19 protein-coding genes are annotated in these 20,516 nt (G+C 53.3%); 6 read left to right on the top strand and 13 right to left on the bottom strand.

Annotation, left to right across the window (positions count from 1 at the left end):
• The first annotated feature begins 58 nt into the window (after positions 1-58).
• The gene (locus ACOQPM_RS17405) at positions 59-718 is read left to right on the top strand and encodes a response regulator (protein WP_420631535.1); all 660 of its coding nucleotides are present in this window, start codon (positions 59-61) and stop codon (positions 716-718) included.
• 77 nt (positions 719-795) lie between these two features.
• On the opposite strand, the gene ACOQPM_RS17410 is transcribed toward ACOQPM_RS17405, so the two are convergent.
• From ACOQPM_RS17410 to ACOQPM_RS17425, 4 genes are read right to left on the bottom strand one after another with little or no spacing between them, the layout of a single operon-like run.
• A complete protein-coding gene (locus tag ACOQPM_RS17410; protein WP_420631536.1) occupies positions 796-1,146 on the bottom strand; it encodes a hypothetical protein in 351 nt (116 codons plus the stop codon).
• A 44-nt stretch (positions 1,147-1,190) separates the two neighbouring features.
• A complete protein-coding gene (gene nrfD / locus ACOQPM_RS17415; RefSeq protein WP_420631537.1) occupies positions 1,191-2,444 on the bottom strand; it encodes an NrfD/PsrC family molybdoenzyme membrane anchor subunit in 1,254 nt (417 codons plus the stop codon).
• A gap of 8 nt (positions 2,445-2,452) precedes the next feature.
• Positions 2,453-3,241 (bottom strand): sulfate reduction electron transfer complex DsrMKJOP subunit DsrO, encoded by a 789-nt coding sequence (gene dsrO / locus ACOQPM_RS17420; RefSeq protein WP_420631538.1) that lies wholly within the window; start codon positions 3,239-3,241, stop codon positions 2,453-2,455.
• Positions 3,231-4,160 carry a multiheme c-type cytochrome gene (locus tag ACOQPM_RS17425; protein WP_420631539.1) on the bottom strand — a complete coding sequence of 310 codons (930 nt, stop codon included), beginning with the start codon at positions 4,158-4,160 and terminating at the stop codon, positions 3,231-3,233. The genes dsrO and ACOQPM_RS17425 overlap by 11 nt, the downstream gene beginning before the upstream one ends.
• 78 nt (positions 4,161-4,238) lie before the next feature.
• Here ACOQPM_RS17425 and ACOQPM_RS17430 point away from each other — a divergent pair, with 78 nt between their 5' ends.
• From ACOQPM_RS17430 to ACOQPM_RS17440, 3 genes are all read left to right on the top strand, one after another.
• Positions 4,239-4,379: a hypothetical protein gene (locus ACOQPM_RS17430; RefSeq protein WP_420631540.1), complete on the top strand. Its 141-nt coding sequence runs from the start codon at positions 4,239-4,241 to the stop codon at positions 4,377-4,379.
• A 174-nt stretch (positions 4,380-4,553) separates the two neighbouring features.
• Positions 4,554-4,679 (top strand): hypothetical protein, encoded by a 126-nt coding sequence (locus ACOQPM_RS17435; RefSeq protein ID WP_420631541.1) that lies wholly within the window; start codon positions 4,554-4,556, stop codon positions 4,677-4,679.
• 205 nt (positions 4,680-4,884) lie between these two features.
• On the top strand, positions 4,885-6,291 hold the full coding sequence (locus tag ACOQPM_RS17440; protein WP_420631542.1) for a LysM peptidoglycan-binding domain-containing protein: 1,407 nt from the start codon (positions 4,885-4,887) through the stop codon (positions 6,289-6,291).
• Positions 6,292-6,339: 48 nt separating this feature from the next.
• On the opposite strand, the gene ACOQPM_RS17445 is transcribed toward ACOQPM_RS17440, so the two are convergent.
• The 8 genes from ACOQPM_RS17445 to ACOQPM_RS17480 all read right to left on the bottom strand — a co-directional run bounded on the left by ACOQPM_RS17445 (position 6,340) and on the right by ACOQPM_RS17480 (position 17,394).
• Positions 6,340-6,969, bottom strand: a complete 630-nt coding sequence (locus tag ACOQPM_RS17445; protein ID WP_420631543.1) for an MBL fold metallo-hydrolase — start codon at positions 6,967-6,969, stop codon at positions 6,340-6,342.
• Positions 6,970-7,061: 92 nt separating this feature from the next.
• Positions 7,062-8,375: a hypothetical protein gene (locus ACOQPM_RS17450; protein WP_420631544.1), complete on the bottom strand. Its 1,314-nt coding sequence runs from the start codon at positions 8,373-8,375 to the stop codon at positions 7,062-7,064.
• The gene (locus ACOQPM_RS17455) at positions 8,372-9,577 is read right to left on the bottom strand and encodes a CaiB/BaiF CoA transferase family protein (RefSeq protein WP_420631545.1); all 1,206 of its coding nucleotides are present in this window, start codon (positions 9,575-9,577) and stop codon (positions 8,372-8,374) included. The genes ACOQPM_RS17450 and ACOQPM_RS17455 overlap by 4 nt, the downstream gene beginning before the upstream one ends.
• Positions 9,578-9,597: 20 nt before the next feature.
• Positions 9,598-10,005, bottom strand: a complete 408-nt coding sequence (locus ACOQPM_RS17460; RefSeq protein ID WP_420631546.1) for a response regulator — start codon at positions 10,003-10,005, stop codon at positions 9,598-9,600.
• Position 10,006: 1 nt separating this feature from the next.
• Positions 10,007-11,830 carry a histidine kinase N-terminal 7TM domain-containing protein gene (locus tag ACOQPM_RS17465; protein WP_420631547.1) on the bottom strand — a complete coding sequence of 608 codons (1,824 nt, stop codon included), beginning with the start codon at positions 11,828-11,830 and terminating at the stop codon, positions 10,007-10,009.
• Between the two features lie 44 nt (positions 11,831-11,874).
• On the bottom strand, positions 11,875-14,925 hold the full coding sequence (locus ACOQPM_RS17470) for a methyltransferase domain-containing protein (protein WP_420631548.1): 3,051 nt from the start codon (positions 14,923-14,925) through the stop codon (positions 11,875-11,877).
• Positions 14,926-15,004: 79 nt separating this feature from the next.
• Positions 15,005-16,228, bottom strand: a complete 1,224-nt coding sequence (locus ACOQPM_RS17475; protein ID WP_420631549.1) for a glycosyltransferase family 4 protein — start codon at positions 16,226-16,228, stop codon at positions 15,005-15,007.
• A 53-nt stretch (positions 16,229-16,281) separates the two neighbouring features.
• A complete protein-coding gene (locus ACOQPM_RS17480; RefSeq protein WP_420631550.1) occupies positions 16,282-17,394 on the bottom strand; it encodes a lysylphosphatidylglycerol synthase transmembrane domain-containing protein in 1,113 nt (370 codons plus the stop codon).
• Positions 17,395-17,507: 113 nt separating this feature from the next.
• Between ACOQPM_RS17480 and ACOQPM_RS17485 the strand changes: the two genes are divergently transcribed.
• Together ACOQPM_RS17485 and ACOQPM_RS17490 are read left to right on the top strand one after the other, a co-directional pair.
• On the top strand, positions 17,508-17,834 hold the full coding sequence (locus ACOQPM_RS17485) for a cupin domain-containing protein (RefSeq protein WP_420631551.1): 327 nt from the start codon (positions 17,508-17,510) through the stop codon (positions 17,832-17,834).
• Between the two features lie 36 nt (positions 17,835-17,870).
• Positions 17,871-18,851, top strand: coding sequence for an aldo/keto reductase (locus ACOQPM_RS17490; protein ID WP_420631552.1), 981 nt, complete (start codon positions 17,871-17,873; stop codon positions 18,849-18,851).
• Positions 18,852-18,938: 87 nt separating this feature from the next.
• Here ACOQPM_RS17490 and rny read toward each other — a convergent pair whose 3' ends face one another.
• Positions 18,939-20,468 carry a ribonuclease Y gene (rny, locus tag ACOQPM_RS17495; RefSeq protein ID WP_420631553.1) on the bottom strand — a complete coding sequence of 510 codons (1,530 nt, stop codon included), beginning with the start codon at positions 20,466-20,468 and terminating at the stop codon, positions 18,939-18,941.
• Positions 20,469-20,516 lie beyond the last annotated feature (48 nt).

The following is a 20,516-nucleotide window of genomic DNA, read 5'->3' on the forward strand; positions in this document are numbered from 1 at the left end:
TTTGGGATTCTAATCTATGTAATCTGCGTAATCCGTGGCTACTTTTATGGAGGCGAGGATGTCTAAAATTAAGCTGGTATTGGCAGATGACCATGCCGTGGTACGCTCCGGGCTGCGGATGTTGCTAGACGCCCAGCCAGACATGGAAATCGTCGGCGAAGCAGAATCAGGCGCAGAGGCATTGGCTCAAGTGCAGACTCTCCTGCCAGATGTCATCCTGATGGATATCCAAATGCCCGGCATGAATGGCATCGAGGCGACGCGGCAAATTAAAGAGGTGGGGGGGAATACGGCCGTACTTGCCCTCACCATGCACGAGGATGACCAATATTTTTTTGAGATGCTTCAGGCAGGTGCCTCTGGCTACCTGCCCAAACGGGCTGCCCCGGACGAGTTGGTGCGCGCCATTCGCACGGTAAGCCGGGGAGAGGTTTTCCTCTACCCTTCGCTGGCCACCCGGTTGGTGCAGAGCTACCTGGGTGGGAACAGCGGCAGCGATGGGGTCACGCTCGTTAGCGATTTGACTCCCCGTGAGCAGGAGGTGTTGATCCTCATCGCTGAAGGGTTGACTAACCCGGAAATTGCGGAGAAGTTGGTAATTAGCGTCAAAACAGTAGACCGACATCGGGAAAATATTATGCGTAAACTCAGCCTGCACAGTCGGATTGAATTGGTGAAATATGCGATTCGGCATGGGTTGATTGGGTTGGAGGAGTAGAGACGTTGCCCGCCCCCTGCGGGCTGAGGGAACGTATTTCCCCTCCCAACGGGAGGGGATTGAGGGTAGTGGGGAGATCAAGCAAAGGAGGGGACTTCTTTATAAATAGGGCATGTTAGGCAATCATCTGGCAAATGACCCTCGGCACGGGTTCGCACCAGCCAGCACGGTGTCATTTGCTGCTTAAAACCGGGGCATCCTTCCCGTAATTCGTCGGCACATTGGTTAAACGCCCAGCAATTGCCCGCAGGTTGGGTAAAAACGGCCATTTGTTCACCAACAGCTTCGGCAACGGCCGCTTCTGCCTCCCACCTATCTACCAACCAATTCATAGCATACCCGATGCCAATGACCAGCACCAGCGGCACCAGGCAGCGCAGTGCAAATAAGAGCACCATTGTCAACATTGCTTGCGATCCACTCATCATAACCATCCTTCAAAAATTAAACGTTGATTTCCTGTTGGTTACCTTCAATCAGTAGGAACTGCTTTTGGTCTTGCCAAAACTGGTTCGATTGCTTCTTCTGGCAGCGAACTGTGATCTACAATGCCCAGATAGCGCACACCCAGCGTAAAGCCCAGCAATCCATAAGCAATCACGCCCAAACCGACCAGAATTTCTACCAAAGCTGGGCGGTACGCAGTGTACAGCGGCTCAATTTGCGTTGGCAGAACGGTAAACGCCACCATCTGCCCCACAATGTTAATGTCCCAACGGTAAGCAATGAGTCCGCCCACCGTTAGTGCCAGCGCCAGCAGGTGCAGCCGGGGCTGCCGCCGTAGTCGTCCGCTCACCAAAATCACCGCCGGAATCAAGATGCCTAGCAGCAGTTCTCCAAGCCAAAAGTTGAAGGCCAACGCCCCGTTAGTGAGGATGTGCAGCCCCTCAGTTCTACCTGGCTCCAGCGTATATTCCATTCCCAGCGTGTCCCAAAAGCGCAGGTACAGGTAACCCAGCAGCATCCAGCCGATGGCTTGCGACACTTTATCTAAAATGTCGCCCCGCACGTTGGCACGCTCAGAGAAGAGAGCCGCTAGCTTGGATGCCAGCACCGTCAGCGCTAGTCCACCAATCACCGCCGAAACGATGAATAGGATGGCCAAACTGGGCTTGTACCAGATGGGTCGTGCCTTGAGTACGCCGTAGGTGGCCCCTAGCGAGGATTGGTGCAGCAGCGAAAAGCCGAGGCCAAAGATCGCCAAAATCGGGGCAAATTTATGGATATTGTGCAAACGTTGTGCCAGCTTGGGCCAGCGGGCTTTGAACCAGCTCGCTGCGCCCAGGATGGGCAGCACCTCCAGCACCAACACGGTGAAGTAGAGTACTACGCACATGGTCACTTCCCACAGCGGGGAGTGGATGTTCCAGAAGACAATGGCGTGCCAGAAGCGGTCGGGGCGGCCAATGTCCATAAGCAGGCAGAGCATGGCCATGCTGTAGCCAAGAAAGCCGATGAAGACGGCCGTTCTGGCCAACGGTTGCAGCTTCTTCCAGCCAAACAGGTAAACGGCCGCTGACAGGCTAAATGCCCCTGCACTTAGGGCAATGGCCGAAAGGTCAATGCCAATCCACAAGCCCCAGGGAACCAAATCTGTCAGATTGGTAACGGCCAGCCCATTGATAAACACGGAAATAGCTCCGCCAATGCCCGCCACCATCAGCAAGGCAAGGGCAATGACCCACAACGGAAAGACAGCCCGATTTAGCTTGATTTTTTGGTTCATGGACATATTCATGAGACACCTTCTTCAATATTTTCATCATCTTCGCGGCGGGCGGGCAGGTAGTAAACGCGCGGGTTTGTACCTAAATCCTGCCGCAACTGTATTGATGGATATTTTGCCAACGCCTGGCTCACTGGTGAACCGGGATCGTTCAGGTTGCCAAACAGCCGTGCCCCGACGGGGCAGGCGGCGACGCAGGCGGGAGTTGCCTGCCGATCAATGCCTGGCGTGAGCCCTTCGGCCAATCCCCGATCAATCCGGTGAAAGCAGAAGGTGCATTTTTCGGCCACACCACGAGTTCGGCGTTCAACTTCTGGTTCACCCCATTCAGGGACGGCCGTATTTTCACCGGTATGCGTTTCCCAATTGAACGTGCGCGCCCCGTAAGGGCAGGCCAACTGACAGTAGCGGCAGCCAATGCACTTGTCGTAATCCATCATCACAATGCCGTCGGGGCGGTGGTAGGTGGCTCCGACCGGACAAATGTCTACGCAGGGGGCGTTTTCGCAGTGCATACATGGCACCGGGGCGTACACCGCTTCGCCGCTAATCGGTTTCAGCTCGATCATTCGGTTCCAGGGGGCATCTTCACGGGTGTCGTTGTGGGCCTGGCAAGCCAGGCTGCACTCGGCGCAGCCGACACATTTGGCTTGGTCAATAACCATTGCCCAGCGATGTGGGCTGCTTCCGGCCTCCTTTGGCAAGGGATTCCCTTTGGCGGCGATGGTGATAGTGGAAACGGCCGTACCCACCGCAGCCAGCTTAATAAAATCACGTCGTCCAACTTTAGCATTCATCACGAACTCCATCTTTTTCCACGCGCAGCTTTGCTTGCCATTTTTCTAGCCAGGGCGAGCCAACCAGACCAAATGCCATCCCAATCAGCGCGGCTAAAATTGCAAAGTTATAGGGGCTGCTAGGCGAGGGTTGGGAGGTTGAAATGTTGTCTTGGGATTCCACGGAATCGGCGGGCAAAATGCTAGCTTCCATCATCACCTCATTACCCATTGCCTGATTTGGACTGCCGCCCGGCATGTGCATTTCCTCATTGTGGCAGGCGGTACACGTTTCTGACCCGATGGAGAAGGTATGGCTGATTTGGCTGTGGCCGTTGCCCAATGGCTCGCTCTTGGCAGCCAGATGGCAATCAGTGCAAAGCAGCCCTTCATCTGCGTGAGTGGTGAAAGTAAAGAAGTGCGTTTCTTCTTTGTGGCAGGTGCGGCAGGTGTCTTGCATACTGCCCACGCGCAGCGCGTTGGAATGTGGATTGTGGCAGCGGGCGCAGGTTAGCTCTTCCTGGCCATGGACGCTGGTTTCCCATTCGGCAAAGGTGTCGGTGTGACATTGGCCGCACAAGCGGGACGAGATATCCGTTTGCATTATTTTTTGCGGATGTTCCGCTGGGTCTGAGGGATGGCAGGTTTCGCAGGCGACCCCCTCTTTTTCGTAAGTTCCGGTGGTTGGATCGAAGCCCGTGGTGTGGCAGCTAAGGCACTCTGGCGGACTGTTTGCCTCTGCCCAGGCTGCTAAAAAGCCCTCGACGACGCTAGCGTGACCATGAACGCTATTTTCCCACTGGGCAGTCACCGCTTCATGACATTCACCACAATCGTCAGAGCCATACACTTCTGGGTCGGTCTGGGCTTTTGTAGCCGCAAAGGTCATGATGCCCAGCAACAGAGCAAAAGTGACCCCCATGATGATTCGTTTGAACATAAGATGCTCCTGTGAGAATAGTGCGTATTGCGTAAAAGCTAACGGAATACGCAATACGATTTTCATTGAAGAACGCTTATGAATAGTGTAAAAAGTGGGGATGGGGGCGTAAATCAGGTAAGCGGCGTATTTTGGGTTGAGGGATTCGCCCCATACAAAATTGGGGCCTTTTTGGTAGAAAAGGCAGTTTTGGGAACTATTTTGCCCGGTATGTGTTGAATTTAGGTGTTTTTGGCGTGGTTTATGGGGGATTTACCCCAATAAAAGATGGCGCGGTTGCCGAATAGACGGCCGTTCCCCCAACAACTATCATGGTCTCATATCGAATTGGAATTCGATTTCGAGTTGGAATTTGCCGCCATTGCCAAACATGGATGGCGATACAGGAGGTTTATGATGACCATAGGAACGGCCGTACTCATTTTTCTGCTGTTTTTTGCCATTCGCTTTGGGGTGCCGTTTGGGCTGATGTGGCTCATTAACCGGTACAATCAGCATATGGCAGTGAACCCTGCCTGACGCGAGTTGGGAGATATTGCGTTTCATAACAAAAACAAAACGGCCGTTTTCCGGGGGGCTTGTGGAAGACAGCCGTTTTTCCTCGATTTGAATCATTTGCTATTCTCTAAAACCGATATGAGTGAACGCCACCGACGCTGGCAGCAGGCCATTTGGCTTGGTATAATGCCGCGCTCTGTGATGGTTATGCCACAGGCGCGTAAAAATGATGAGTGAACTTTCTGATTTGCCCCACTTGCCGGATGAAAGGCGCTGTCCCTCTTGCGACACAGTTGCTGCCGCTGATGCCACGGTCTGTTTGATGTGTGGTGCGCGACTGAACCCAACAGTGCCACCGCAGCCGCTCGTCGAGCCAGAATTGCAGCCAGAGCCAACGCTAGAACCTGTTGAAGAGCCAGCTATTGTGCCTGATGCGGATACGGCCGTTACTATCCCCCCTGAAACTGCACCAGACATTCCAACCTTTAGGCGTGTGGCTCCGACAACCACAACGGCCGTTTCTGATGCCCCCGAAATTGTGGAATCTGTGATGCGAGAAAGGCAGACGCCGCTGGTTTTGGGCTTAACGGCCGTCTTTTTTGCCATTATTCTTGTTGCGGGGGGACTCATTTTGCAATATCAGACCGGGGAGGTGAGCATGATCATTGCCCCATCCGTGACGCCCATTCCGGCCACCGTGACCTTTACCCCTACCTGGACGCCGCTGCCCACCGAAACGCGGCCACCTACGGTGACGCCCAGCATCACGCCCACACCAGCCCCCACCGCCACGCCGCGCCCGCCACGCTTCCACACCGTTAGCAGCGGCGAAACGCTCATTGGCATCTCGCTCTTCTACCGCATTGGGCCAGAGGCAATTGCCGAAGCGAACGGCCTGCCTGCCAATACGCAGGTCCAAGTGGCTCAGCAGCTTAGTATTCCGTGGCCCACGCCCACGCCGCCCCTGCAAATTATTGCCGCCGAAATTAACGGCGAGACGGTGCTGGTAGACCCCACCGGCTGCGATTTGTACCAGGTGCAAGCTGGGGATTCCATTGTGGGCATTGCAAGTCGCTTTGGCGTACCGTTTGAGCTTTTGGCAGAGGTGAACCGCATTGCAGATCCGTCGCTGCTGCAGCCGGGCGATCCGGTTTGCATACCTGAAATCATTTATGGTCAGTCGTTGCCACCAACGCCTGGCCCATCCCCCACACCGACCAGTACACTGCCGCCACCAGGGCCGCAGTTGCTTTATCCGGTAGCTGGCACGGCAGTTGAATCTGTCTCAGAAGCGATTGTTTTGCAGTGGACGGCCGTAAAACCCCTGGCGGAAAACGAAATGTACATGGTGGAATTGACCAATATTGACGACCTGGATAGCCTGCCCCAGCGCGGCTTTACTCGCGATACGGCCTTCCGCGTGCCGTCTGAATGGCGGCCCACTACCCTTGAGCTATTCCAGATACGCTGGCGGGTGAGCATTGTGCAAGTTACGGGAACACGCTCCGACGGCTTGCCCATTTACACCTTTGGCGGCTCCAGCAGTGCCGATGCGGTTTTTAGCTGGCAGGGAGCTATCCCCACGGCGACACCTACGCCAACCCAGACCCCGACGATTACACCAACGCCATAATGAGAGAAGTTCAACTTTTGTCAAAAGTTGAACTTCTGAATAGCTCCACTACTGTAGAAATGGATTCCATTGCTTCTCTTGCCCGATGGAGGTGGCGGGGCCGTGGCCGGAGAGTACGGCCGTATCATCTGGCAGCACTAGCAGCTTTTCCCGAATATTTTTCATCAGGGTGGGGTGGTCGCTGCCGGGGAAGTCGGTGCGCCCAATGCTGCGCTGAAAAAGCACGTCGCCGTCAAAAATGACGTTGTGCTCGCGCACGTAAAAACTCAAATGCCCCGGTGCATGTCCGGGAGTGAACAGCACCTCGAATTTAAGATTGCCAACCTCAACCACATCCCCCTCTGCCAGCATCTCAGTTGCCTGAGGCGGCGTGGGCATGGGCAAGTTGTAGCTGGCAGCGGCTTTTGGCGCGTGGGTCAGCATTTCTAGCGCGTCTGGATGACTGTAGATGGGAGCATTGGTTTCTTCTGCCAGTTCTGCCAGGCCACCTACGTGGTCAAAATGGGTGTGTGTGAGCAGAATGTGGGTAATAACGTAGCCGCGTTCGCTGGCCAGGGCGGCAATGCGACGGCCGTCCCAGGATGGATCAATAACGACCGCTTCATTGGTTTCTTGGCAGGCCACTAGGTAACAGTTGGTTTGCAAAGGGCCAAGCGGAAGCTGCAAAATTTCAATCATACGGTTTCCTCAAGTAATGGGACACAGATTAGCACTGATTTTCACAGATAGATGAAAAATCAGTGTCCGGTTAAGTGGTATAATAATCACCCTCAACTGCTTCGTGTAGCCAGTTTAGGGCTGAAGACGGGCCAAAGACGATGTGCCCGCCAGCCCAGATAAAATATTTCTGCCAGCACTGCCAGGCCAAGCGCAACGGCGGCCGTGGGCAAGCCAGGCCACTGCCCGGCCAAGCCTGCTGCCAACACTACCACGGTGACAATCATGTTGACAACCATAGCCACGTTGACGGCCGTTGTTTTGCGGCCGTTAATCAACACCCCGCGCAGCCACATGCTAATTACGGTTAGCGCTGGGAAAGGCAAGAAGTATATCAGGCTGCTTTGCGCCAGCCCGCCAACTTCGGCCGTCATGTCCTGGATGCCAAAAAGGTACAGCCGGGCCAGAGGGCTAAAGGTAAACAGAGCAATTGCCACAGCCACCACGCCTGCCAGCGTCAGGCTAAAGCGGCGAATGGGCTGGTACGTTTCTGGCCCTTTGGTGAGGGCAATGACCGCTTCTGGCAGCGCAAAGGAGGCGGCGCGCGCCATTAGCATAACTTGGAAGACTACTGGCCATGCCGCTAATGATTCGGTAGGACGATCCAGCCGCGCCAGGCTAAATGTGACCAGCGGCTGCACCAGCAAAATCATGACAGATGTGCCGGCTAGCGGCAGGTGGAACCAGAATAGATCGCGGTAGGTGAGGGCGGGTTCGGTAGTAGGCTGGTTGGCGGCGAGTTCCTTTTGCAGTAACGGCCGTACCGCCACCGTTGCATAAATCGCCTCCGCAACGACCCCCACCATGAGTGCGGTGGAGCCGTTCACTACACCCGGCCAGTCGGTAAAAATTGCCAGCAGAATCACCAAGCCACCAGAAGTGAGCAGGCGCACGGCCGTTCCCCAGGCCATTTTGCGCGGCTGGTTGAAGGCGATGAGGACGCCTTGCAAAAAACGTCGCCAGGCAATGGCTGCGCTCCACAGCGTCATGATTTGCATGCCGGGGCGTACCCAGGTGGCCACTGCCTCTGGTGTGCCTAACCAGCGGACCACCACCAGATCAAACACGGGGGTGAAGGCGATGAGGATGGTAATGGCCGTTAGCAAAATCATCCAGTGAATGGCAAAGCGGCGTACCTGCAAAAAAGAGGCGCGATCTTTCACCAGGGCGGTGGAAGTGGCCAGCAGATTGATAATCGGGCTCTCGATGGTAACGGAAAGGCTTACCACAATCCCTTGCGCCGCCAGCATGACGACCTCGTTGGGCAGGCGGTTGATGGCCGCGCTAACGATGGGACCTTCGGCCGTCATGAGCAGCCAACTGGCAAACAGCGGCAGCCAAAACCAGAAAATGTCGCGCTGTCTCATCGTTGGCCCGCTACGACGTTTTGGGCGAAAAGTGTACCAATCTCGTCTTTCGTATAGCCAATCTGACTCAATATCTCAACACTATGCCAACCGAGCGGCACGCCGCTAAAAGCAGTGCCTGGCGTGTGGCCAGACAGCTTGATGGGAGACGCAATCTGCTTTTGTAAATTGCCGCTTTGGTCAGGTAGTTCCAAAATCATGTTTCGTGCCTTTGTTTGAGGATGATTTAATGCTTCTTCAGTGGTTAATACAGGCTCCACGCAAACATCTAAATCGGCAAAGGTGGTGCGCCAAGCTGCCAGTGGCTTTCTGTAAATGGCCTGCCTGATTTCATCTTTGAAGCTTTGCTGATTGGCAATATCGTAATTAAGGCCGGGGGCAATCAAATCATCGCGCCCGATAGCGTGGCAGAAGCCCTGCCAAAATTTGGGCTCTAGCGATCCTACGGCGATAAGACGGCCGTCTGCCGTCTCGTAAATGTCGTAAAAAGTGCCACCGTTGAGCAATTCGCTCTCCGGAGTGGGGTTTTCGCCGCCGACGAACAGCTTGCTGGCGCCCAGCGCGTTCCAGGCCAGTGCTCCATCGAACATGCTGATGTCTAGCTGCCCGCCTTCGCCCGTTTGCGTTCGCCGGATAACGGCCGTTAGTAGCCCAATGACCAAATGGAGCGACCCTGCGCCGATGTCGGCCACCTGGATGGGGAGTGGAGGTGGTGGGGTAACCGCAGATTTACGGCCGTAATAACTTAGCAAGCCAGACAGCGCCAAATAGTTCAAATCATGCCCTGCCCGGTCTTTGTATGGCCCGGTTTGGCCGTAGCCGGTAAGCGAGCAAAAGATGAGCTGCGGACAAATTTCTTTAAGTTGGGTATATCCCACGCCCAGCCGCTCCATCACCCCTGGCCGAAACTGTTCCACGATGATGTCGTACCCTTGTTCTGTAACCAATTTTTGCACAATTTCAACGGCCGTTGGTTCTTTGAGGTTCAGTCCTAGACTGCGCTTGCCCCGGTTGAGCAGCGCATGCTGGGCCGACTGTCCGTCTGCGCCATGCGGCGGCAGCAAACGCGCCAGATCAGGGCGGTTGGGGGCTTCAATGCGGATGACGTCTGCGCCCAAATCTGCCAGCATCATCGTGGCGTAAGGGCCGGGGAGCAGGGTGGAAAAATCGAGGATTTTGAGGTGATTGAGTGGTGCTATCATGCCGCCCAATCATACCTCTGTTACGGAATGTGGGCATCTGTTTGCAATGAATCGTGCGTGCTGATAAAGCGACTGCTTAGCTCTCTGAGCTGGCTAAAGCTGATTGGCTTTAGCAGAACCATATCAGCATCCTCACGTAAATTTTCAGCAAGAAGGTAGTCGGCAGTGGCTAAAATAACGCGGGTATGGGCAAAGCGGCTATCAGCCCGAATGGTATGCAAAATTTCACTTCCACGAACGCCTGGTAGATGCAAATCTAATATCACAATATCTGGCACCATGTCGCCAGATAACATAGTGATTGCCTCTTTGCCATCACTAACGGTGCTGGTTTGGTAGCCAGATAGCTCCAGGGCGCGTGCAAAAATGCGGATCAGATCAGGATCGTCTTCAATAATCAGGGCGATAGGCTTATTGTTGTTTGCCATGCTAATGTGTCTCTTCCTTTAACTTTTTGCAAAATGGCAAAGATACAATAAATGTACTGCCGCTTTGCTCTTCACTTTCGACTTCAATTGTGCCACTCAAAGCGGCAACAAGCTCTTTCACAATTGTTAACCCCAGGCCAACACCATTTTGTCCTTGCAACATGCCTGCCTGCAATTGATGAAAGGGGAGGAAAATTGTTTTTCGATCTTTATCGGGAATGCCTTTTCCAGAATCGCTAACGCGAATTTGCCAATGCTCAACATCTACTTTTTCAATGGTAACATGTACATAGCCCGCATCGGTAAATTTAATGGCGTTGGTGCATAAGTTGATCAATATTTGCTGGATGCGGATGGCGTTGCTGGTAATGCGTTTGGGCATATTGGGTGCTAGCTCGATGCTAAATGTTAAATTTTTAGCAACGGCCGTTGGCTGAATGCGTTGCCGAACTTGTTCCAATGTGTCTTCCAGGTCAAACTCGTATGTCTCAATTTTTAGCTTGCCGCTGTCAAGACGAGACGATTCTAGCAAATCATTGACCTGTTCATTTAAGTAATTACTGTTTTCAATGATTCGACTGAGTGAATGATCTTGCTCTTCAACAACAGGGCCATAGACGCCTTCTTGCAACATTTCAGCATACCCCAAAATGGCACCGAGCGGCGTACGTAGCTCGTGGCTTACCTTCGCCAACAATTCGCTCTTAGCTTTGTTGGCTTTTTCGGCCGCTTCACGGGCTTCTTGGGCGTCTGTAAAAAGTTGTTGTAGCTCTACGTTGCGTTGCCGTATGCCTGCTTCTGCGGCGATACGGCGACTGATGTCGCGCAAGATGAGGATACGGGCATGGGGTTGGGTTCCAGATAGATACAACGGCCGTATCTTGACACTATAATGTTGCCATTTTCCATCTTGCTCTACGCCAATCTCCTCGTCAACCTCTAACGCCCTGTACTTTTCTATCTTTTGAGCCAATGGTTTTGTTAGCTCGTTTAGTTGCAGGCCTACCACATGTTGATTGTTTTGCCCCAGCAACTTACTGCCTGTCTGGTTAATATCCAGAATGTGGTTTTGTTCATTCAAGAGGACAATCCCATCTGGCAGGTTTTCTACAATCACGCGCCTAGCAATGGGTACGATGTCAAAAAGGTCTAATCGGGCAACACCCCAAATAATAAGCAAAGCACTTAAAGCAAATGAAATAGGCGTCGGGTCGAACCAGGGAAGGGGCGCATTGCCTGTTAGGTAAAGAATATTGCCTGTCATTGGGGCAACGGCAGCCAAAATGAGAATGATCGATTGCCAGCGGTATGAACCAGGATGCAGCTTGGTGGTACGCAAAAACAGCCCAATGCCCCCCAGGATGAGCAGATAGGAGTACGTGGAATGAACCCAAAACCATCCGCCGTAGCTGTTTGCCAACAAGGGAATGCTCCCACTTTCATCCAATACGTTTTGTGTCCACAACAAATTGTGGTGGCTGTTGGTGAAGGCCAAAACAATGGTAACGACAGGGAGTATCATCAGCAGGCCGACAATCGGCTTCAGGTGGAGGGGATTTTGCCTGAGGAATTGGTAGGCAAAGATAAACCAGGCAACAGGCGTAAAAGAGATGCCAATATATTGAATTTGTGCCCAGAATATTTTTTTCTCCAAACCGAAAACGCTGAGTTCCAGAGCGTACCCAATTAACCAAATAGATACGGCCGTTGCCAATCCTAAAAATGGAAATACCCAATGTGCTGCATGGCGTCGGGGCCACGTAACAATGGCTGTTGTTAGTAGCACTACTGCGCCAGCCGCCATTGTGATAATTACGAAATTCATACAGGTTATCCTAATGAGCCAATCTTGCCCTAACTATTACATGGTTAGGGCTTGAATTCATAAATTGTAAACAGCGGGGCAGCATATGATCCGTCAATTTGTTTTTGAGTGCCGTCGGGGAATTGTGCTGCCACGCTTGGTAACTCTGCGGCACGCTGTGGCAAAAAGATGAAGATTTGGTTGGCAGTGGAAGCCTGCGGCAGCAAGGCTTCTGCAGACTCCACGTTAAACAAGTTGGCTCCTGCCTGAAAATCGGTTAGCAGGTAGGGCAGCGTGGGGAAATCAATGTACAGAACGGGGGGGCCATACAGATAGGCTGTCCATTCACCATCTAGCTCGTTGAGGTAGTTAGCCAGTTCAAAGGCAATTTCTGTGTTGGTGTCGGCGAACTGGTTGTTGTTGGGGAAACGGCCGTAATAAAACAGCACATCATTCAAGGCAAAAAGTAACACCAGCGCCAGCAAAACCAGTCCGACGCGGGCAGCTGAGGTGCGCCAATTGCCAAAGGTTGGTTGCCAGCGGCTTACATCTGGCGCACTTTCAGTTGAAGGCGTAGCTTCCTGTGAAGGTTGCAGGGCTGCCGTGATGAGATTGCCCAGCGTAACGAGCGAGAGCGCGGCCAGCAGCGCTAGGGCGGGGGTTGTCATGAGCAGCCGATGGCTTTGGGGGGACTCAATGAGCAGCAGCCCTGCCACAATAACGGTGCCAAGCGGCCAAAGCAGCAGCAGCCGCTGTTCATTTTGCCGCAAGCGGAACAGGGCCAACAAACTCCCCAACGCCATCAGCACGGCGGGGCCAAAACTCAGCAGCGGCACTAGCGGTCGGTAAGCTGGGCTGTTGTCTGGGATGCCATTGAAGGCAAGGGCGTTTTGCCAAAATTGTTGCCACAGGACGGCCGTTTCCGTTAACCCCGTCCGCATCGCTTCATCGGCCAGCCAGTTGGTTTGGCTTGGCAAAATACCCAGCACGTTGGCGCGTTCCATAAAAATGGTGGGATTGTTGTTGTAAAATAGCAGCAAAGGTAGTGCCACCACCAGCGCCAGGCTCGCTGCCGCCAGCAGGTGCCAGCCTTGTTCACGGATAGTTTTGCGATCCAGCAGCAGCGTCAGCAAAAACCAGGCGAGCAAAACAAATGGCAGCACGCGGGAACTGGTGAAGGCGTAGGCGTTCAGCCCCACAAACAGCCCGGCCCACAGCCAAAGGGTGCGTTGTTGAGGTGCTGTAGACGGCCGTTGCCAAGCCATCCCAATCGTCCCCAACGCCAGCAGCACCAGCAGCCCATCCCAAATGTTGGTCATGCCCAGGCGACTGTAATGCAGATGGTAATGGGAGCCAAGTAGCAAAATCGCAGCAAGTAGCCCCGTTAAGTTACAAAACAGCCGCTTACCAAAAAGGTAGGTGGCAGCAACGGTAGCCGCGCCCACAAACGGCGAAATGAGGCGCACAGCCAGCGTGGTTGGCCCCAAAATGGAGATGGGCAGGGCCATAAAGTAGATGGGCAGCGTCGGGTTGGTGAGCCAGGCCGTGCCAAATGGGTTCCGTAGCTGTCCCCGAATAATTTCCAGGCTGTTTAGCCCCAGACTAGCCTCGATGCCGTTGAGCATGAATGGGTTTTGGCTGAGATTGACGAGTCTCACCACCAGCGCGACCAGAAAAAGGGCAATAGCCGTTGCCAACGTGCGGCGCGAAATAAACAGACTATTTGTGTCCACTCGGTTGTCGTTCCAGGCATAAAAGCTGAGACCAATGCCGCCTAGCCAGAGCAAGATTGCTAGGAACGGCCGTTCGTTACCAGCACTGCCCACGGCACTTTGCGCCAGCATTGCCAACAAGAGTCCTAACAAAAAGAGCCAGCGGCGGCGGGGAATTTGCCCCAGGCGCGGCAGCGTCCAGCGTCGCCCGCTGGGGGCGCGCGCCGGGCGGCTGCGCCACAAAAGCGCCAACAGCGACAATCCAGCGTACAAGAACCAGCGTCGTCCCCCAACTAAGTTGGGCGGATCGCCTGTGAGGGCCAGCTGCCCCAACATGCCCGCCAGCAGGCTAACAATGCCCAGCAGGATGTTGATCCAGTTTGTGCTGGGACTGTTTTGGCTGGATTCTGCTTCTGGGGTGGGCTGTTGAACCGCCGCAGCGGCAACTGGCGCAGCCTTCGTGTCCGTTTCCGGTTCGGGCGAAACTTCTGGTGGGGTGGGGATAGGTTGCTGGCTGGCAACAGCAGTTTCTAGTTCTTCAATGCTGAACGGCTGGGCAGGTGGTAGCTGTACCGGAATTGGCTCGTTGGCCTGTTTGCGGGCCACAATGAGCAAATAGGTGCCATCCTGGGGGAAAGGTTCGTTGTAAAACGGCCGTAGCCATCGTTCGGTGCGGCGCAGGCTGCTTTCCCAGGGGGCAACAATCCAATGCCCCGTCAGCGCGTGCAAAATGGCCGAAGGCACGCCCTGCACATGCCCCCATTCCAATGCCCGCAACGCTTTTTTGCTAAAGTAATATTGCCAGCGCTCAATGCCAAAACCGGCGGTGGCTAATCGCTCTGCCCAAACTTCAGCGGAATCGGTGTGGGCGTGGCGGGAAATGCGGTTGAAAAAGCGGCGATAAGCGTCTGCCAGGCCGGGCAGCCCCAGCCGTTCCAAAAATCTGGCGCCGCCTAGCTCTTGGGTGAAGTTGTGGCTGGGCATGGTGATGAGGAAACGGCCGTTCATCTGCATCACCCGGTTTGTTTCGTTGAGGACTGGTTGGATGTCTGGAATATGCTCCAGCACGGAGTTGCTGAACGCGCTGGCAAAGTGGCCGTCAGGATAAGGCAGTTTGTCCCCCATGGCTTGCAGTGCCACATCGTACATGCCCGATTTTTGCGCTTTTTTTAGCGGATTCCACCAGGGGTCAATGCCTGCCTCAATTTCTCGTTGGAACACCATTTCGCTGAAATGTCCATCACCACAGCCCACGTCCAGCGTGGGGCTTGGCAAATCAACGCCAAAGTAAAAACGGGCTTCCACGGCGCGCAAAATAGCCCGAAAAGCAGGAATTGTTTTAAGCTGCCTCCAGAGCAGGTCATCTGGGGGTGTTGCGGCTGGGAATTCGGTATCTTCTGTCACTTAGATTATCCGCATATTACGCAGATTTTCGCAGACTGTTCTTCAATCTTTTTAATCTGCGAAATCTGTTGATGTTTGATTAACGGCCGTATCGATCACGCATGGCTCTGAGTTTGTCGTAGACAGCGGGTTCAATTGTTTTGCCAATTAGCTTTCCTTTTTGCAGCTTTTCAAAAAGCTCAGCATACGCTTCTGCCGTGCTGTCTGGCGAGAAGCTGTTGCCAATAAGCTGGCTATCTTTTTGGTACGATCTTTTATTCTTCAAGATGTTGATGATGGCTTGGGCGAGGGCGGTGTGGTCAGAAACGGCCGTAATCTCCCCCATCCCCGTCATTGCCACTGGCTGGCGCACACCGGGCAAAGCACACGCTGCCACCGGCACGCCGTTTTGCATCGCCTCAATTTGCACCAGGCCAAAGCTCTCTGTGCTGTTCAGGCTAGGCACACAAAGGCAGTCTAGGCAGTTGTAAAAGGCACTTAGCTCTGCCCCTTCAATATTGCCCAGCAAATGATAATGCGCTTTGTACTTTTCAAACAGCGGTGCCAATCGCGCCGCATACGTCTCTTCCCCGATGATGTTTTGGTACTCTCCGGCGTGCAAAACGCGCATATTGGGGAATGCTTCGCGCACAATCGGTAATGCTTTCAGCAGAACCTCCACGCCCTTCTCGGCTGCTAGCCGGCAAATAATACCCACAATTGGTTCATCGCCCAACTGGTGCTTTTCGCGGAACGCCGCCACATCGGCCCAGCTGTAATCAGGCAATTCCACTGGTGGCGGTATGATGTGTAGCTTCTTGTCCAAAAATTGGGATAAAAATGGCGAGTGGGTTCCGTAATCTCGCGTGTAAGTCACCACGGCATCAGCTAACTGCCCGGCGAGTTGGTTCATGGAGCCAACGACGCGATCTACCAGCCGATTGAAACTGCCTTGCGGTAGCTGTAAATCGCAATGGTAGGTCAGCACAACTGGTTTACCCAAAATACGGCCGCGCATGGCCACGCCGGGCGCATCAAATTGGGGCAAATGCAGGTGCAGCACGTCGGCCTGCTGGGCCAGCTTCCAGGCCATAGGACCAAAGCCAGGCATGAGTACTCCTTTGCTGACACGGGCTGCCACCGGAACCCGCACCACTTTCACCCCGTCCATCACATCGTAAATGGGCAAGTTGGGATCGTATTGTGAGGTGAGCACGGTGACATCATGCCCCTGCCGCGCCAACGCTTTGCTCAGACGCTCGACGTAAATGGTAAGGCCACTCACCCAGGGGCGGTAATACGTTAAGACTTCAACAATTTTCATAAAAGATTCCGTTCGTTTTCTTGAATTTTGTACACAGCCACCTTCACAATAGCTTACCCTTCTACTTTGCTTAGATCAGAATCTTCTTCAAGCTGGCGGCGGCGGATGAATCGCTGCGTGGTTTCAATTACGCTGCCAAATGTAGCGCCAGTGCTGGCCAGCCCAATCAGGCCCAGAATGACCATGCTGATTAAGTTGAGAGCATGGTAAACCACGGCAAAACCCCCTGCGGCTCCATTAGATTGCCCCAGCGCGAGCATAGCGGCCGTTACGCCAATGTGAAACACACCAATCTGCCCAGGTGAGGAGGGCAGGGCAATGCTCAGAGCGGCCGCACACACTACAAAACTAGCGCCCAACAGCGTAGCCTCACCACCAACGGCCAAAATGCCCCAACGATAAGCAAACACGATGGGAATCCAGACCACAATGCTGAGGAAGACGAGCACCAGACTGTCTTTCAGACGGGTGAGGCTGCCCAGGCCATCCAGCAGTTCGTTCATACGGCCGATCCACCGCTCGGTGCTTAAAAAAGGGATGTGATTGAGAACGGCCGTGCCCCACCGGGTGGCTAATTTGCGCTGATTGGCCGCAATAACCAGAGCAATGATAGCGGTGATAGCCACAATGCCAAAGCTGCGAGCCGCATCCTGAAGTAGTGGTGGCAAACCCACCACTTCTACTAGCGTAAACGGCAGCAACGCCACAATGAACATCATGTCTAGAATGCGCTCCACCACCATTGTAGAAAGCCCTCTGGCCAATGTGATCGGTGGCACGTTGCCAATAAGCACCGCCCGCGCTACGTCGCCCAGGCGAAACGGTAGCACCATATTAAACATATACCCAATATTTTGGATGTGAAATGTCTGCGACCAGGAAATATCGTTGGTTAGCATATACCGCCAGCGGACGGCACGAAAAATCATAAAGGCCAGAATTGCCAATGCACTCCACCCGATTAGGGAAATCTCAGCCTGCCGCAAAGAGTCAACGATTTCAGCGGGGTCAATCAACAGCAAAATGAGGGCAATCGAAAGAACGCTAACACCGATGCCCACCCATAGCTGACGGCGATTTTGACCAGAACTTTCCATAGTTGCGGGATTATAACAAGAACCCAACAGCTTCGCATGAAAACGGCCGTTGCCCCAAATAAGACCCATCACCCAGTACACCAGTGCAATTGTGCAAATCAACTATTCGGCATATGCTTTATGCAAACTTTATTATATCCATACAAATACCACGCAGTAACGGTCATTGAGGAGACCGGTAGATGAGAACCCACATCATTCATATACAAAAATGGGCAAAGCCACAAGCCCCTTCTGAGCCAGAACTGTTTAGCCAAATGGCGCAGGAAGGTCTAGAGCCGTACAAATGGCGCAGCAATCCCCAAGATGCTTTCCCCGCGCATACACATGCGTTTGAAAAAGTAATCATGGTTGTTGAGGGATCAATAACCTTTGGTTTTCCAATTGAAGGAGAACCCACCACCCTCTATCCAGGTGATCGGCTCGATTTACCCTCTGGTGTGATGCACAATGCAGTCGCGGGTAAAAACGGAGTTGTGTGTCTGGAGGCTCAGCGTCCGGTAAAATAGCTCCTTTCTGCAAAAGAAGTGCAAAAGGAGTTAACAATGGAATACATGAATTTAGGCAAAACAGGCCTGAAAGTTTCCCGAATTTGCTTGGGGATGATGAGCTATGGTTCCCCAGAGTGGCGAGATTGGGTATTGGATGAAAGTGCAGCACGGCCGTTTATCCAGCGAGCGATTGAGTTAGGCATCAACTTTTTTGATACGGCCGATATGTACTCGCTTGGAGTGAGCGAAGAAGTTACCGGAAAGCTCCTCACAGAGTTTGCCAGCCGCCAGGAAATTGTTTTGGCGACGAAAGTCTATTTCCCCGTCGGCAAAGGCCCCAACGGGGGTGGCCTCTCCCGCAAGCACATCATGGAAGCAATTGATGATTCCCTGCGACGCCTCGGCACCGATTACGTTGATCTGTACCAAATTCACCGCTGGGATTACAGCACCCCCATCGAAGAGACAATGGAAGCTTTGCATGACGTAGTGAAGGCAGGCAAGGCGCTCTACATTGGCGCTTCCAGCATGTATGCCTGGCAGTTCGCTAAAGCGCAGCACGTAGCTGATTTACATGGCTGGACGCGCTTTTCGGCGATGCAAAACCACATGAATGCTGTTTACCGCGAAGAAGAGCGGGAGATGCTGCCACTGTGCCAAGACCAGGGCGTTGGCGTCATTCCGTGGAGTCCGCTGGCGCGTGGCTTCTTAGCAGGCAACCGCAAGCGCGAGGAGAGCGATCCCACGGCCAGAGCCAAAAGCGATGGGTTTGCTAAAGATATGTATTATCAGCCTGAAGATTACGATGTGGTTGATGCAGTTGTTGCTATTGCCGAGGAGAGAGGCTATTCACCTGCCCAAATTGCATTGGCCTGGCTCTTGCACAAGCCGGGTGTCACATCCCCCATCATCGGCGCGACCAAAATGTACCAGTTGGAAGAAGCTGTTGCCGCTGCAGAAATCAGTTTAAGTGAAGAAGAAATCCAGCGAATAGAGGCACCCTACAGACCACATCCTATCCTCGGCCACCAATAAATCTTGGCCAGTAAATTGGAATAGAAAAAAAGGACGCCCCAGAGCGTCCTTTTTTGATCTTGTTGAATTGTTTCCGTTTAGTCTTTGCTACTTGGCAAAACCTACGGCGCGAGTTTCACGAATCACCGTAACTTGAATTTGGCCAGGATATTGCATACTTTCTTCAATGGTCTTAGCGATGTTTTTAGAGAGGCGCATTGCTTCCAGATCGTCAATTTTATCTGGCTTGACGAGAATGCGAATTTCACGCCCGGCTTGCAAGGCGTATGCGCTCTCAACGCCCTGGAAGGTCGTAGCGATTTCTTCCAATGTGCGTACTCGCTTGATGTAATTTTCTAAACTTTCGCGGCGAGCGCCGGGACGTGCCCCGGAAATAGCATCGGCTGCTTCCACAATGATCGCTTCAACGCTTTCTGGTTCCACTTCGTGGTGATGGGCAGCAATGGCGTTGATGACCAGTGGCGGCACTTTGAACCGCTTGCAGAACTCTGCACCCAGCATGGCGTGGGTGCCTTCCTGGTCGTGATCCATTGCCTTGCCGATGTCGTGGAGCAATGCGCCCATTTTGGCAATGTCTATGTTAGCGTTGAGTTCGGCGGCTAATACGGCCGCAATCTTAGACGCCTCCACCGAGTGATAAAGCTGGTTTTGCCCAAACGAGGTGCGGTATTTAAGTCGCCCCAGCATTTTGATCACTTGCGGATGCAAACCATGCACATTGGCTTCGTAGGCGGCTTGTTCGCCAGCCTCTTTCATGTCCTGCTCAACTTCTTTGGTAGCGTCTTTAATGAGTTTCTCGATGCGAGCAGGGTGGATACGGCCGTCTGTAATCAATTTCTCAAGTGCCCGGCGAGCTGCTTCACGGCGAACCGGATCAAAGCTGGAAACGGAAACCGCTTCGGGCGTATCGTCTACCACAATGTCAACCCCGGCCGCTTGCTCAAAAGCACGAATGTTACGGCCGTTTCGCCCAATAATGCGCCCCTTCATCTCCTCATTAGGTAGCTGCACCACAGAAACCGTTTGCTCTGCTACCTGGTCGCTGGCAATGCGCTGAATGGCTAGCACCACCAGCTCACGCGCTTTTTGATTCGCATTTTCTTTGGCTTCATCCTCAATTTCGCGCATGATGCGCGCCATGTCCTGGCGCGACTCTTTTTCCACATCATCCAGCAAGAGTTGCTTGGCTTCGTCAGCGGTTAGCGCAGCAATCTGTTCTAACTGTTGGCGGCGTTCTTGTTCGATTGTTTCTAGCCGATTTTGCCGCTTGTCTAGCCGACTTTGCCGCTTGTTCAGAACGGCTTCGCGGTGCTCCATCTTTTTGGCTTGCTTATCCAGATTTTCGCTACGGCGATCCACACGCTCTTCAGCACGGGCTAAATCCTGGTAGCGGCGTTCAATCGCTTTTTCAGCCTCAGACCGAATTTGTTGAGCTTCTTTGCGTGAAGTGTCTAAAATTTCAGAAGTTTCTTTTTCTGCTAGAGCACGTCTTTCTTCCAGTTCCCGATCTACAGTGGCAACTTTTTCTTCTACCTGCGGCCTTATAAAAAAATAAACCGCAGCGGCACCAACGATGATGCCAATTACCGCGCCCAGCAGAATCCATGTTGCTGGCATAGTTGATCTCCTTTTTAGGTGGAAGTGAAAGGTCTAGAAACGTTGCGG

It is taken from the genome of Candidatus Leptofilum sp., from assembly GCF_965223525.1.
In the GTDB taxonomy this organism is placed as follows: domain Bacteria; phylum Chloroflexota; class Anaerolineae; order Promineifilales; family Promineifilaceae; genus Leptofilum.